Origin of the sequence: Bacillus sp. FSL K6-1366, from assembly GCF_037976695.1 — a bacterium.
Lineage (GTDB): Bacteria > Bacillota > Bacilli > Bacillales > Bacillaceae > Bacillus > Bacillus subtilis.
In genome coordinates this window covers 540978-554515 of record NZ_CP150268.1, presented here as the reverse complement: position 1 = coordinate 554515, position 13538 = coordinate 540978, and the positions used below count along the sequence as shown (strand labels likewise).

Annotated in this window: 17 protein-coding genes and 1 riboswitch; of the genes, 11 read left to right on the top strand and 6 right to left on the bottom strand. The window is 41.9% G+C overall.

Going from position 1 to position 13538, the window contains the following annotated elements:
* Nucleotides 1-10: 10 nt before the first annotated feature.
* From comGF to MHI44_RS02940, 3 genes are all read left to right on the top strand, one after another.
* The gene (gene comGF, locus MHI44_RS02950) at nt 11-394 is read left to right on the top strand and encodes a ComG operon protein ComGF (RefSeq protein ID WP_029317913.1); all 384 of its coding nucleotides are present in this window, start codon (nt 11-13) and stop codon (nt 392-394) included.
* Complete coding sequence (gene comGG, locus MHI44_RS02945; RefSeq protein WP_029726722.1) at nt 395-769, top strand: ComG operon protein ComGG; 375 nt, start codon at nt 395-397, stop codon at nt 767-769.
* A gap of 71 nt (nt 770-840) precedes the next feature.
* On the top strand, nt 841-1020 hold the full coding sequence (locus MHI44_RS02940) for a YqzE family protein (protein WP_014480252.1): 180 nt from the start codon (nt 841-843) through the stop codon (nt 1018-1020).
* Nucleotides 1021-1061: 41 nt separating this feature from the next.
* On the opposite strand, the gene MHI44_RS02935 is transcribed toward MHI44_RS02940, so the two are convergent.
* Nucleotides 1062-1388, bottom strand: coding sequence for a YqzG/YhdC family protein (locus MHI44_RS02935; protein ID WP_003246051.1), 327 nt, complete (start codon nt 1386-1388; stop codon nt 1062-1064).
* Between the two features lie 271 nt (nt 1389-1659).
* Here MHI44_RS02935 and tapA point away from each other — a divergent pair, with 271 nt between their 5' ends.
* The 3 genes from tapA to tasA all read left to right on the top strand — a co-directional run bounded on the left by tapA (nt 1660) and on the right by tasA (nt 3826).
* Entirely contained in the window at nt 1660-2421 is a 762-nt protein-coding gene (gene tapA, locus MHI44_RS02930) for an amyloid fiber anchoring/assembly protein TapA (protein ID WP_029726724.1), read from the top strand.
* Nucleotides 2405-2977: a signal peptidase I gene (locus MHI44_RS02925; RefSeq protein WP_003230181.1), complete on the top strand. Its 573-nt coding sequence runs from the start codon at nt 2405-2407 to the stop codon at nt 2975-2977. The genes tapA and MHI44_RS02925 overlap by 17 nt, the downstream gene beginning before the upstream one ends.
* Before the next feature lie 63 nt (nt 2978-3040).
* A complete protein-coding gene (gene tasA, locus MHI44_RS02920; RefSeq protein WP_015251717.1) occupies nt 3041-3826 on the top strand; it encodes a biofilm matrix protein TasA in 786 nt (261 codons plus the stop codon).
* A 92-nt stretch (nt 3827-3918) separates the two neighbouring features.
* Here tasA and sinR read toward each other — a convergent pair whose 3' ends face one another.
* The 4 genes from sinR to MHI44_RS02900 form a co-directional block, all read right to left on the bottom strand.
* Nucleotides 3919-4254, bottom strand: coding sequence for a transcriptional regulator SinR (gene sinR / locus MHI44_RS02915; RefSeq protein WP_003226345.1), 336 nt, complete (start codon nt 4252-4254; stop codon nt 3919-3921).
* 33 nt (nt 4255-4287) lie between these two features.
* The gene (locus tag MHI44_RS02910) at nt 4288-4461 is read right to left on the bottom strand and encodes an anti-repressor SinI family protein (protein ID WP_003230187.1); all 174 of its coding nucleotides are present in this window, start codon (nt 4459-4461) and stop codon (nt 4288-4290) included.
* Between the two features lie 182 nt (nt 4462-4643).
* The gene (locus MHI44_RS02905; protein ID WP_003230200.1) at nt 4644-5438 is read right to left on the bottom strand and encodes a YqhG family protein; all 795 of its coding nucleotides are present in this window, start codon (nt 5436-5438) and stop codon (nt 4644-4646) included.
* 20 nt (nt 5439-5458) lie between these two features.
* The gene (locus MHI44_RS02900; protein WP_029726726.1) at nt 5459-7132 is read right to left on the bottom strand and encodes an SNF2-related protein; all 1674 of its coding nucleotides are present in this window, start codon (nt 7130-7132) and stop codon (nt 5459-5461) included.
* A gap of 168 nt (nt 7133-7300) precedes the next feature.
* Nucleotides 7301-7402: riboswitch (glycine riboswitch) on the top strand.
* A gap of 171 nt (nt 7403-7573) precedes the next feature.
* Here MHI44_RS02900 and gcvT point away from each other — a divergent pair.
* Genes gcvT through gcvPB form a run of 3 tightly spaced genes read left to right on the top strand, consistent with a single transcriptional unit; the run spans nt 7574 to nt 11497 of the window.
* Complete coding sequence (gcvT, locus tag MHI44_RS02895) at nt 7574-8662, top strand: glycine cleavage system aminomethyltransferase GcvT (protein ID WP_339202833.1); 1089 nt, start codon at nt 7574-7576, stop codon at nt 8660-8662.
* A 29-nt stretch (nt 8663-8691) separates the two neighbouring features.
* Nucleotides 8692-10038, top strand: coding sequence for an aminomethyl-transferring glycine dehydrogenase subunit GcvPA (gene gcvPA / locus MHI44_RS02890; protein WP_029317920.1), 1347 nt, complete (start codon nt 8692-8694; stop codon nt 10036-10038).
* Entirely contained in the window at nt 10031-11497 is a 1467-nt protein-coding gene (gene gcvPB, locus MHI44_RS02885; RefSeq protein WP_015714246.1) for an aminomethyl-transferring glycine dehydrogenase subunit GcvPB, read from the top strand. Before gcvPA ends, gcvPB begins: the two co-directional genes overlap by 8 nt.
* A gap of 34 nt (nt 11498-11531) precedes the next feature.
* Here the strand turns inward: gcvPB and MHI44_RS02880 are convergent, their stop codons facing one another.
* Nucleotides 11532-11912: a rhodanese-like domain-containing protein gene (locus MHI44_RS02880; protein WP_004398485.1), complete on the bottom strand. Its 381-nt coding sequence runs from the start codon at nt 11910-11912 to the stop codon at nt 11532-11534.
* 190 nt (nt 11913-12102) lie between these two features.
* On the opposite strand from MHI44_RS02880, the gene lipM reads away from it, so the two are divergent.
* Together lipM and mntR are read left to right on the top strand one after the other, a co-directional pair.
* Nucleotides 12103-12939: an octanoyltransferase LipM gene (gene lipM, locus MHI44_RS02875; RefSeq protein WP_014664579.1), complete on the top strand. Its 837-nt coding sequence runs from the start codon at nt 12103-12105 to the stop codon at nt 12937-12939.
* Nucleotides 12940-13038: 99 nt separating this feature from the next.
* Complete coding sequence (gene mntR / locus MHI44_RS02870) at nt 13039-13467, top strand: transcriptional regulator MntR (protein ID WP_003236923.1); 429 nt, start codon at nt 13039-13041, stop codon at nt 13465-13467.
* Nucleotides 13468-13538 lie beyond the last annotated feature (71 nt).

The following is a 13538-nucleotide window of genomic DNA, read 5'->3' as shown; positions in this document are numbered from 1 at the left end:
CTCAGTCTTTTTGCTCATATCAGGATCGTTAGCTGCGATTTTCCATCTGTTTTTGTCTCGACAGCAGGAACATGACGGTTTCACACAGCAAGAATGGATGATTTCGATAGAACAGATGATGAATGAATGCAAGGAGTCACAGGCAGTTAAGACAGCCGAGCATGGGAGCGTGTTAATCTGCACCAATCTTTCCGGGCAGGACATCCGTTTCGAAATTTATCATTCAATGATAAGAAAAAGAGTGGATGGTAAAGGGCATGTTCCGATTTTAGATCATATTACTGCCATGAAAGCTGATTTTGAAAATGGTGTTGTTTTGCTGAAAATTGAGAGTGAGGACCAAAAAGTGTATCAAACTGCTTTTCCAGTCTATTCGTATTTAGGAGGGGGGTGAATGTATTGTACAAGAGGGTTTATTTACCCAGCTGTTCTTTTTGTGTCAGCGCTTGTGCTGTTAATCGTGAACTTTGCTGCTGCTCAATATATTTCACGCTGCATGTTTGAGAAGGAAACAAAAGAGTTATACATAGGAGAGAATTTGCTTCAAAATGGGGTGCTTCTTTCGGTCCGGCATGTTCTAGAGGAACGGAAAGGCCAGGAGGGTACGGAGCAATTTCCATATGGACGGGTTTCTTATTACATTCATGATACATCGATAAAAGAACAAAAAGAAATCAACTTAAGAGTGTCAACGGAGTCGGGAACAGAAAGAACTGCACAGATCGTGTTTGATCAAAAACAGAAAAAACTGCTGAGATGGACAGAATAAAACAGTGTAAAGGGTATAAAAAAAGTCATGTGAGACAACACTTCATAATAATTGAATGATGAGGTGATCACGTGAAAACGAATGATTATGTTAAATATATGACGCAGCAATTTGTCAAATATATAGATACTCCGAGAGATGAGCGAAAAGAACGAAAAGAGGTGCGGAAAGAAACAAAAACGCCTGCTTCCCAGCAGTGGTTCGGTATTTTACCCTATGGCTTCAGACTTTGGCTGAAACGGAAAAAATAACCGCAAATAAACGAATAAGGTCCTTCAAAAAATGGAGGACCTTATTGATATTCTTCTAATATGGCGATTTTATTGACCTTTTGGCTATAAGGATCAAATGAAATCGTCACAAAAACGCCGAATTCTTTTGACCCTTCCCTCAGAGTTAAATGGTATTGCTTCACTGCTTCATCTTTTCTTTTACGGTCCCATACTTTTTGTTTGAACAGTACCTGTGCAAGCGGGTACCTTTTTTTTGCTTCTTTTACAGCAATCTCTTCCCATTTGGACATGTGGCGGGCGGTTACAAGCGGTGTTTCTTCTGCGTGAGCGGCTGTGGTGCCAAAGACGAGAAGAGATAGACAAATCACACATTGTTTGATCATCATGCTGTCACCCTTTCTTTGTTTATTATTACCAAATAATAATGGGATATGCATTTAAATTCTCACATAACAATCCCAAAAATTTCAAAAAAATTGAAAAAATGAGCAATACTGAGCAAGACTTTGTAATATGATGAAAACATTCTTTTTAACGAACGAAATGAGCGATTTCGGTGTTTTTAAATCTATAAATCGTTGATTATACTCTATGTGTAAAGTTCTTTAAAGAGAACGATTGTCATATCAAGTTACAGTGTTTTACAGGAGGTAAGATATGTTTCGATTGTTTCACAATCAGCAAAAGGCGAAGACGAAACTGAAAGTTCTGCTTATCTTTCAGCTTTCAGTCATTTTCAGTCTGACTGCCGCAATATGCTTACAATTTTCCGATGATACAAGCGCTGCTTTTCATGATATTGAAACATTTGATGTCTCACTTCAAACGTGTAAAGACTTTCAGCATACAGATAAAAACTGCCATTATGATAAACGCTGGGATCAAAGTGATTTGCACATATCAGATCAAACGGATACGAAAGGCACTGTATGCTCACCTTTCGCCTTATTTGCTGTGCTCGAAAATACAGGTGAGAAACTTAAGAAATCAAAGTGGAAGTGGGAGCTTCATAAGCTTGAAAATGCCCGCAAACCGTTAAAGGATGGGAACGTGATCGAAAAAGGATTTGTCTCCAATCAAATCGGCGATTCACTTTATAAAATTGAGACCAAGAAAAAAATGAAACCCGGCATTTATGCATTTAAAGTATATAAACCGGCAGGCTACCCGGCAAACGGCAGTACATTTGAGTGGTCGGAGCCTATGACGCTTGCAAAATGCGATGAAAAACCGACTGTCCCTAAAAAAGAAACAAAGTCGGACGTCAAAAAGGAGAATGAAACAACACAAAAGGATATACAGGAAAAAACAATGAAAGAAGAAACATCTCAAGAAGCTGTAACCAAAGAAAATGAAACTCAATCAGACCAGAAGGAAAGCGGGGAAGAGGATGAAAAAAGCAATGAAGCTGATCAGTAATATTTTATACGTGATCATCTTTACTCTTATTATTGTGCTGACACTTGTCGTGATTTCAACACGTTCATCCGGGGGAGAGCCGGCTGTGTTTGGGTATACATTGAAATCAGTTCTGTCAGGTTCGATGGAGCCGGAGTTCAATACAGGTTCCTTAATATTGGTCAAAGAAATCGCTGATGTGAAAGAGCTTCAAAAAGGTGACGTTATTACATTTATGCAGGATGCAAATACGGCGGTCACCCACAGAATTGTTGACATAACAAAGCAAGGAGACCATTTGTTATTTAAAACAAAAGGTGATAATAATGCAGCAGCTGATTCAGCGCCTGTATCGGACGAAAATGTTCGCGCACAATACACAGGTTTTCAGCTTCCATATGCAGGCTATATGCTTCATTTTGCCAGCCAGCCGATTGGAACGGCTGTATTATTGATTGTTCCCGGCGTGATGCTGTTAGTGTACGCTTTTGTGACGATCAGCAGCGCCATTAGAGAAATTGAAAGAAAGACAAAAGCCTTGGAAACAGATACAAAGGACAGCACCATGTCTACTTAACTTCAGTTGTAAACCTGGCAACAGGTTTCGATATAAAATCATTCAATAAAAGGGGAGTTTACCATGGGTATGAAAAAGAAATTGAGTTTAGGAGTTGCTTCTGCAGCACTAGGATTAGCTTTAGTTGGAGGAGGAACATGGGCAGCATTTAACGACATTAAATCAAAGGATGCTACTTTTGCATCAGGTACGCTTGATTTATCTGCTAAAGAGAATTCAGCGAGTGTGAACTTATCAAATCTAAAGCCGGGAGATAAGTTGACAAAGGATTTCCAATTTGAAAATAACGGATCACTTGCGATCAAAGAAGTTTTAATGGCGCTTAATTATGGAGATTTTAAAGCAAACGGCGGCAGCAATACATCTCCAGAAGATTTCCTCAGCCAGTTTGAAGTGACATTGTTGACAGTTGGAAAAGAGGGCGGCAATGGTTACCCGAAAAACATTATTTTAGATGATGCGAACCTTAAAGACTTGTATTTGATGTCTGCTAAAAATGATGCAGCGGCTACTGAAAAAATCAAAAAACAAATTGACCCTAAATTCTTACATGCAAGCGGTAAAGTCAATGTAGCAACAATTGACGGTAAAACTGCTCCTGAATATGATGGTGTTCCAAAAACACCAACTGACTTCGATCAGGTTCAAATGCAAATCCAATTCAAAGATGATAAAACAAAAGATGAAAACGGGCTTATGGTTCAAAATAAATATCAAGGCAACTCCATTAAGCTTCAATTCTCGTTCGAAGCTACACAGTGGAACGGCTTGACAATCAAAAAGGACCATACTGATAAAGACGGTTATGTGAAAGAAAATGAAAAAGCGCACAGCGAGGATAAAAATTAATAACAACAATAAAAAGAGACGGCCCAGTATTCATATACTGGGCCGTCTCGATGGTTATTGACAAAAGAGGAGTTAGTGCCTCTGCTCAGGCACTACTCCTCTTTTTGGGATTTTCTCCATTTTTGATAATCTAAAAATTCACGAAATTGTTTTTTCGATACCCCGGATGTCATCGCATCGCGAACCAATTTCTCCCATTCACTATCTAATTGACCATCGTATTCGGTTTCATGTTTCTCATCGAGCAAAGTATGAACCGAGACGTCCAGAACAGCGGAGACTTTTTCGAGAAATTGAATGGAGGGGTTCGTTTGTAGATTTCGTTCTATTGAGCTTAAATAAGACTTCGCTACCCCAGCTTTTTCAGCTAGTTCTGATAGTGAGTAGCCTTTTTCTTTACGGTATTGTTTAATACGCTGGCCAATCAATGTCATCACCTTCCTTGTGATATTATAGCACATTCAGAAAGGATTTACGGTATGACTTCTGGCTGCCGGACCAGGATGAGCAGACTTTTTGTTTAAAAGTAAATATTTTCGTATTTCTTCCGGGCTGATATTTGCCTCTTTGGCTTCCACCATTAATTCAACCCATTCTTGATCCAATTCAAAGTGCTCTTGTTTTGCATTCTTCATGCAGTTTCTCCTCCTAAAATACTTGTTTATGTATTTCAGCCAGTCCGGCCATGACTTATTGTATGCTTCATTAGTCTCTGGAAGTCATTTGCCATTAAATCACCAGAATTTTTTTCCAATATACCTTTATTATAATCGTATTTTCTCAAAAAAAACGAGAATGATGTCGAATGGTAAAAAAGTTAGCTTGAAATATTATTTTGCAGATAAAACAATCCGCCATTTTCAATTTCAACTGATATCTTTGGTTGATACAAGGTTTTCAGCGCCTGTTTTTCTAGATGGTATTCTTCTGGTTTTTCTTCTATATGCTCGTAAAACTTATCAAGCAATGTCATATCATTCTTCCACCTGTTAACCGCCTGTTCCGCCCAGTCGGACGGCTCCTGCATAGCGGATTTGGAAATATAGTTTTCCATACGCTTAAGTCCGCTTTCTGGTTTGATCATAGGTGAAATGGTGAAGCAATAGTCACATATTTGAGACGTCAGTGAAAACTGGGTCAGCTTGCTTTGAAAATCTTCAATTATCGTTCCAGAGACTAGGTGAAGACCTAGTGACAATAACTTATCCTTTTTCATGTCGGACTGGTATGAAATCGTGACATTTATACCAAGCCAAGGCTGAAGTGGGACTTTGGCTCCGGCTGATTCAATTTTCTCATACATTCTGGTAAATCTCCCATTTTGTTTAACAGCTTTAAATATTTGAAAAAGACGCGGGGCCCCAAAATATATAAATTCACCATCTAGGTCTTTTGGCGCATTTTCTTTATCTGTAATAAAAGTGATTTTCATTGGATTCGGATCACCGCCTGTCTTCTCGCGCCAATGCCAGTAGAAAGGGCGGTTCATGATTTGTTTGTCCATTTCAACTGTAAGCTGCACTGTCATATAGCCTAAGCCTTGATCGACGATTTGGCAGCTGTTTGCTTGAAAAAAACGCAGCAGAAAATCGTGAACCTCTTGCTGTCTCACTAGTAAAACCTCCTTACAGGCTAAGATCCTCTTTTTTCAGCAGGCTGCTGTTTTTTATAAGACAAAAATGAGGTTAAGTTATCCATTTTTATTTTCATTTCTTCTTCTGTTGCTGAGTGATACAAAATGTCATGAAGGTGCTCTTCAAAATTGTTCACTTGAATTTTCGTTAAAATATCATCAAGTTCACCGACCACTTTTTCAAACAAATGAATTTTTTCATATAAAAGCTTTAGAATATGCTCTTCCACCGTATGTTTTGTCGCCATGTTATAAATATGCACGTCACGCTCCTGCCCGAGTCTGTGAATTCTTCCGATTCTTTGCTCAAGTCGCATCGGATTCCATGGCAGGTCATAGTTGATCATGTGATTGCAAAATTGCAGGTTAATCCCCTCACCGCCTGCTTCAGTTGCAATAAGGACTTGGATTTTTCCGCGGAAAAGATCCTTCATCCAGTCTTTTTTTCCACGTTTAAATCCGCCTCTAAACGGCACAGAACTGATGCCGTTTTGCTGAAGAAACCACTGCAGATAAATCTGGGTTGCACGGTATTCTGTAAAAATGATGACCTTATCGTCGATCTTTTTGATCAAGTCAACAACTTGAAGCGCTTTAGAGTTTTGTGTCACTTGATTGATGCGATCTATCAAAACTGAAATCGTATCCTCATCAATGGCAGGTGCTTGTTTCTCTTTTTGATCAAGCATCTTTTTCAGCGTCATATATACCGCTTCTCTGCTCGAACAGCATTCTCTTTGCAAGGTCATAATCGAGAACATGCTGGCTGGTTTATTGATACTGTCCTTCAAACGAGAAATTTCATCATAAAGCGCCTGCTCTGATGGAGAAAATTGAATCGGCACTGTTTCAACATGGCGCTGTTTCCAATTCAGCCCTGTATCATGCCGCCTGTTACGGATCATGACTTTATTCACAAGATCTTTTAAATGTTCATGCGCTTCTAAACTGGATTTCTTCTTGGCGAACTCCTCCTGAAAGTGATTCTGACTGCCTAAATGGCCGGGTTTTAATAAGGACACCAAATTGAAAATCTCTTCGATACGGTTCTGGATTGGCGTCGCGGTAAGAAGCAGGCAATATTTTTTTACGAGATTCCGGACAAATTCATAGTTCTTCGTTTTGCTATTTTTCAGTTTGTGTGCCTCATCAATAATGACAAGATCATATGGGATAGACAGAACGATTTCTCGATGGGGCGAGCGCTTCGCGGTGTCTATTGATGAGACGACAATATCGCATTGCTCCCACACATAGCTTTTCTTTTGTTCAACAGCCGGAATCAAAAATTTTTCCTGAAGCTCTTTGACCCACTGTGACACAAGGGAAGCGGGCACAAGGATCAAAATTTTTTTTGCTAATCCGCGAATCATATATTCTTTTAAAATTAAACCGGCTTCCACCGTTTTCCCGAGACCAACCTCATCTGCTAAAATCGCTTTCCCGTTCATTTTTTCAACCACTTTTTGCGCCACCTCAAGCTGGTGGGGGAGCGGCGTAAAGGAAGGCAGATATAAAGGAGCCCGTAAGCCTTCAAAATCTGGAATTGCTAATGTTTTCTGGATTTCTGCAGAGAGCTTGTACAGTTCCCAGTTTGCCCAAGGGCCATCGTTTTTCAGTCTTTCAGCAAATTCTTCAGGCCATTTTGCATCGTAGATCATTTCTGTATTCATTGCTTTGAAACCGCCTTTCTTATTCTTCGATTCTTAAGATGAACAATATAAGAAAAATCTGCCCAAATTGCTGTTGCCCAGCATATAGTGATGATGGTAGGATATGAGTATGTATTTGATGTAAGATATTGCTATAGTATGTCCATAACAGCATGAAAATATGAGCGAATGACAGCAAGGGGAGAGACCTGACCGAAAACCTCGGGATACAGGCGCCGAAGGAGCAAACTGCGGAGTGAATCTCTCAGGCAAAAGAACTCTTGCTCGACGCAACTCTGGAGAGTGTTTGTGCGGATGCGCAAACCACCAAAGGGGACGTCTTTGCGTATGCAAAGTAAACTTTCAGGTGCCAGGACAGAGAACCTTCATTTTACATGAGGTGTTTCTCTGTCCTTTTTTGTATGTTTTTTAGCTGCGCCGTTGATAAAGGGGAGGAATTAGATGCTGAAAAGAACGCCGTTATTTGACCTGTATAAGGAATATGGAGGAAAAACGATTGATTTCGGGGGCTGGGAGCTTCCTGTTCAATTTTCTTCTATAAAAAAAGAACACGAGGCTGTCCGAACTGCAGCCGGTTTGTTTGATGTATCTCATATGGGAGAAGTCGAAGTGTCAGGGAACGACAGTCTGTCTTTTTTGCAAAGATTGATGACAAATGATGTTTCCGCATTAACGCCAGGCCGTGCTCAATATACAGCGATGTGTTACCCGGATGGCGGAACCGTCGATGATTTGCTTATCTATCAAAAAGGAGAGAACCGCTATCTGCTTGTCATTAATGCTTCTAATATAGATAAAGACTTGGCTTGGATGAAAGAACATGCAGCAGGTGATGTGCAGATTGACAATCAGTCAGATCAAATCGCGCTCTTGGCTGTACAGGGACCGAAAGCAGAAGCGATCTTAAAAAATCTGACAGATGCAGATGTGTCTGCATTAAAGCCGTTTGCGTTTATTGATGAAGCCGATATCAGCGGCTGCAAAGCACTTATTTCACGCACTGGCTATACGGGAGAAGACGGGTATGAAATTTACTGCCGCAGTGATGATGCTATGCATATTTGGAAAAAAATCATCGATGCAGGGGATGCATACGGATTGATTCCATGCGGTCTCGGTGCACGTGATACACTCCGGTTTGAAGCGAAGCTCCCGCTCTACGGTCAGGAGCTGACCCGGGATATTACACCGATTGAAGCAGGTATAGGCTTTGCTGTAAAGCACAAAAAGGAGTCTGTCTTTTTCGGTAAGTCAGTATTGAGTGAACAAAAAGAAAACGGAGCGAAGCGCAAACTTGTCGGTCTCGAAATGATTGAAAAAGGGATACCGCGGCACGGATATGAGGTTTTCCAAAATGGCAAGTCTGTCGGAAAGGTGACAACCGGCACGCAGTCACCGACATTAGGGAAAAACGTCGGTCTTGCCTTAATTGATTCGGAAACGAGTGAGATCGGGACTGTTGTAGATGTAGAGATTCGCAAAAAATTAGTGAAAGCAAAGGTTGTCAAAACACCATTTTATAAACGCTAATATTTTTTCTTGGAGAGAGGAGACAACACATGAAGCACCGTTATTTGCCCGCAACAGAAAAGGATAAACAGGAGATGCTTGCTACTATCGGCGTAAGCAGCATCGATGATTTATTTGCTGATATACCGGAAAACGTCAAATATAAAAAAGAGTATCAAATCAAAAAAGCGAAATCAGAGACAGAATTAACAAGAGAACTGACAAAGCTGGCCTCTAAAAATCGTGATACCGTACAATACGCTTCTTTCTTAGGAGCGGGTGTATATGACCACTATCAGCCTGTCATTGTGGATCATGTCATTTCGCGCTCTGAGTTTTATACCGCATATACGCCTTATCAGCCAGAGATTTCACAAGGAGAGCTCCAGGCTATTTTTGAATTCCAAACGATGATCTGTGAACTGACAGGCATGGATATCGCCAACTCCTCGATGTATGACGGCGGAACAGCCTTGGCAGAAGCAGCAATGCTTGCTTCAGGCCACACGAAAAAGAAAAAAATTGTTGTGTCAAAAACCGTGCATCCTGAATCGCGAGAGGTGCTGAAAACGTACGCAAAAGGTCAGTATATTGATGTTGTTGAAGTACCCGCTGCGGATGGCGTTACGGATCTTGATGCATTGCGCCAAACCGTTTGCGAGAACACAGCCGCAGTGATCGTTCAGTACCCGAATTTTTTCGGCCGGATCGAGCCGCTAAAGGATATTGAGCCTATCGCTCATCAAGGGAAATCCATGTTTATTGTTTCAGCCAACCCGCTGGCGCTAGGTCTTCTCACTCCGCCGGGCAAGTTTCAGTCTGATATCGTCGTCGGTGATGCGCAGCCTTTCGGCATTCCTTCAGCATACGGCGGCCCGCATTGCGGCTTTTTTGCCGTTACTAAAAAATTAATGAGAAAGGTGCCGGGCCGTCTCGTCGGACAAACGGAAGACGAAAACGGAAAAAGAGGCTTTGTGCTTACCCTGCAAGCCAGGGAGCAGCATATCCGCCGGGATAAAGCAACATCAAATATATGCTCCAACCAAGCTTTAAATGCGCTGGCAGCATCAGTAGCCATGACTGCTCTCGGAAAAAACGGCGTAAAAGATATAGCCCGCCAAAATCTCTTAAAAGCCAACTATGCAAAGCAAGAAGCAAAAAAAGCAGGCCTTACCGTTATGTTTGACGGGCCGATGTTTAATGAATTTGTCATCAAACTTGATGAGCCGGTGAGAGCTGTGAACAAGCGTTTGCTGGCAAAAGGCATGATTGGCGGATATGATCTTGGGTTGACGTATCCGGAGCTGGACTGCCATATGCTGATTGCTGTAACGGAGCTGAGAACAAAAGAAGAAATTGACGCACTCATTCAGGAATTGGGGGATCGCCATGAGTAATCAGGACCAGGCACTTATTTTTGAACTTTCAAGAGAAGGCCGAATCGGCTATAGTCTGCCGGAGCTCGATGTACCGGAAATCGAATTGGGGGACCTCTTGTCAGACACCTATATTCGTGACGAAGACGCAGCGCTGCCGGAGGTTTCAGAGCTGGACATCATGCGCCATTATACAGCGCTGTCCAAACGCAATCACGGGGTGGATTCCGGTTTTTATCCTCTCGGTTCTTGCACGATGAAATACAATCCGAAAATCAATGAAAAAATCGCACGTATACCTGGTTTTGCTGCGATTCATCCTCTTCAGGATGAAGACACGGTGCAAGGCGCATTAGAGCTTTTATATGATTTAAGCAAGCACCTTGAAGAAATAACGGGAATGGATGAGGTTACGCTTCAGCCTGCTGCCGGAGCGCACGGCGAATGGACGGGGCTGATGATGATCCGTGCCTATCATGAAGCTCGCGGGGATTTCAAGCGGACGAAGGTCATTGTCCCTGATTCCGCGCATGGGACGAATCCTGCATCAGCAACAGTAGCAGGCTTTGAAACCGTTACGGTGAAATCGAATGAAAAAGGGCTTGTTGATTTAGAGGATTTAAAAAGAGCAGTGAATGAAGAAACTGCAGCTCTTATGCTGACGAATCCGAACACGCTCGGCTTGTTTGAGGAGCAGATTACAGAGATGGCGGAAATTGTACACCAAGCGGGGGGGAAACTGTATTATGACGGCGCTAATTTAAATGCCGTTTTAAGCAAGGCGAGACCTGGAGATATGGGATTTGACGTGGTGCATCTCAACCTGCATAAAACATTCACAGGCCCTCATGGCGGCGGAGGCCCGGGCTCAGGCCCTGTCGGCGTAAAACAAGATCTGATTCCTTATTTGCCAAAGCCAGTTTTAGTCAAAAAAGAAGGGCGCTTTACGTTTGATTATGACCGCCCTCATGCGATCGGCCGTGTGAAGCCGTATTACGGCAACTTTGGCATTAATGTGAGAGCGTATACGTATATTCGCTCCATGGGGCCTGACGGATTAAAGGCTGTTACTGAGAACGCAGTGTTAAACGCCAACTATATGATGAGAAAGCTCGCGCCTTATTACGATCTTCCGTTTGACCGCCATTGCAAGCATGAATTTGTATTATCAGGGAAGCGGCAGAAAAAGCTGGGAGTGCGTACGCTTGATATAGCAAAACGGCTTCTTGATTTCGGCTATCATCCGCCGACGATTTATTTCCCGCTTAATGTTGAAGAATGCATCATGATCGAGCCGACAGAGACCGAATCAAAGGAAACACTGGACGCGTTTATTGATGCTATGATTCAAATCGCAAAAGAAGCGGAGGAGAATCCGGAGCTTGTTCAGGAGGCCCCGCATACAACGATTGTAAAAAGAATGGATGAAACAAAAGCGGCGAGACACCCGGTGCTCAGATACGAGGCGGTAGAAAGATAAATAAAAACAGCTGTCTACCAGACAGCTGTTTGCTTTATTTCTTCGCTTTAATCTTTCCGCCCCATTTTTTAAAGCCGCCTTTTAGGTTGTAAATCTCAGTGCAGCCGTTTTTGCGCAGGGTTTGTGCCGCGCGTCCGCTGCGGACACTGTTTTGGCAGTACAGGTAAACAGGCTTGTCCGTACGGATCTCATTTTTTCTCTGTTTCAGCTGGGAAAGCGGGATGTTGCGGGCGCCTAAAATATGTCCGCCCTCAAACTCATTTGGCTCACGAACATCAATAAGCTGCGCTTTGCGGTAACCCGCGCGGAATTCTTCTTCGGTAAGTGTTTTCATAATTCGCTGCTGATAGACATATGAAGCAATCATATAGATGATAAACGCAGCAAAAATAATCAAAACGATCATATTAGACAATGTGATTCTACTCCTTTAGCATATAAAATCAAAACCCTGCTTCATAAAACAAGGTCATAGAGCCGTTTTCGACAAATACTATTATAGTAAAGCACAGCGTGATTGTCATCTATAATGGAACTAAAATATTTTTCATTTTCCCGACAGTTTGATAAACTGATTCTATTAAAACGGTAAGGAAGGTCTTAAAATGCAAAAAGAAACTTGGCGGTTTATAGACTCAGGCAATGCAAGTCCTGCATTCAATATGGCGCTTGATGAAGCGCTTTTATATTGGCACAGCGAAAAGAAAATCCCCCCGGTTATCCGTTTTTACGGCTGGAATCCGGCGACACTTTCTGTAGGGTATTTTCAAAATATTAAAAAGGAAATCAATTTTGAAGCAGTACATAAATATAATCTCGGATTCGTCAGACGCCCGACCGGCGGGAGAGGTGTGCTGCACGATCAGGAACTGACATACAGCGTAATTGTTTCGGAAGAGCACCCCGAGATGCCGGCGACTGTTACTGAGGCTTACCGGGTTATTTCAGAAGGCATACTTCAAGGCTTTAGAAATCTCGGTCTGGACGCTTACTTTGCCATCCCGAGAACTGAAAAAGAAAAAGAAAGCTTAAAAAATCCGCGGTCATCTGTTTGTTTTGACGCGCCTTCGTGGTATGAACTAGTGGTTGAGGGGCGCAAGGTGGCGGGAAGCGCGCAAACGAGACAAAAAGGCGTGATTCTTCAGCATGGCTCCATTCTTCTTGATTTAGATGAGGACAAGCTGTTCGATCTGTTCTTATATCCAAGTGAAAGAGTAAGAGAGCGGATGCAGCGCAATTTCAAAAATAAAGCGGTTGCCATTAATGAACTCACCGAAAAGCGGGTGACGATGGATGAGGCTCGTAAAGCCTTTAAAGAAGGATTTGAAACAGGTCTTAACATTCATTTGGAGCCATATGAACTTTCTCAGGAAGAGCTTGATTTTGTTCATCACTTGGCTGAAACAAAGTACGCTTCAGATGAATGGAATTATAAGCGGTAAACAGGGCTTTTGACCCGCGGAGCATCCTTGTTTTTTCAAGTTCATTAGTGTAAACTTGTAATGGTTTATAAAGTTAAGGTGCTTTTTGGGAGGGTTTCGATGACAACACCAAGTATGGAAGATTATATTGAACAGATTTATATGCTGATTGAAGAAAAAGGATATGCACGAGTTTCCGATATCGCGGAAGCATTGGCAGTCCATCCCTCCTCTGTAACAAAAATGGTTCAAAAACTAGATAAAGACGAATATTTAATTTATGAAAAATATCGCGGTCTCGTGTTAACGTCTAAAGGGAAAAAAATAGGCAAACGGCTGGTATACAGACATGAATTGCTTGAGCAGTTTTTAAGAATCATTGGTGTTGATGAAGAGAAAATATATAACGATGTCGAAGGAATCGAACATCATTTAAGCTGGAACAGCATTGATCGCATCGGGGATCTTGTTCAATATTTTGAAGAAGATGATGCCCGTAAAAAAGATCTGAAATCAATCCAAAAGAAAACAGAACATCATAATCAGTAAAAAGGCGGTCTCGAAGGAGGCCGTCTTTTTTGATACGCTGACGCCGCCCGTCATTCATTGGTCTATTTCTT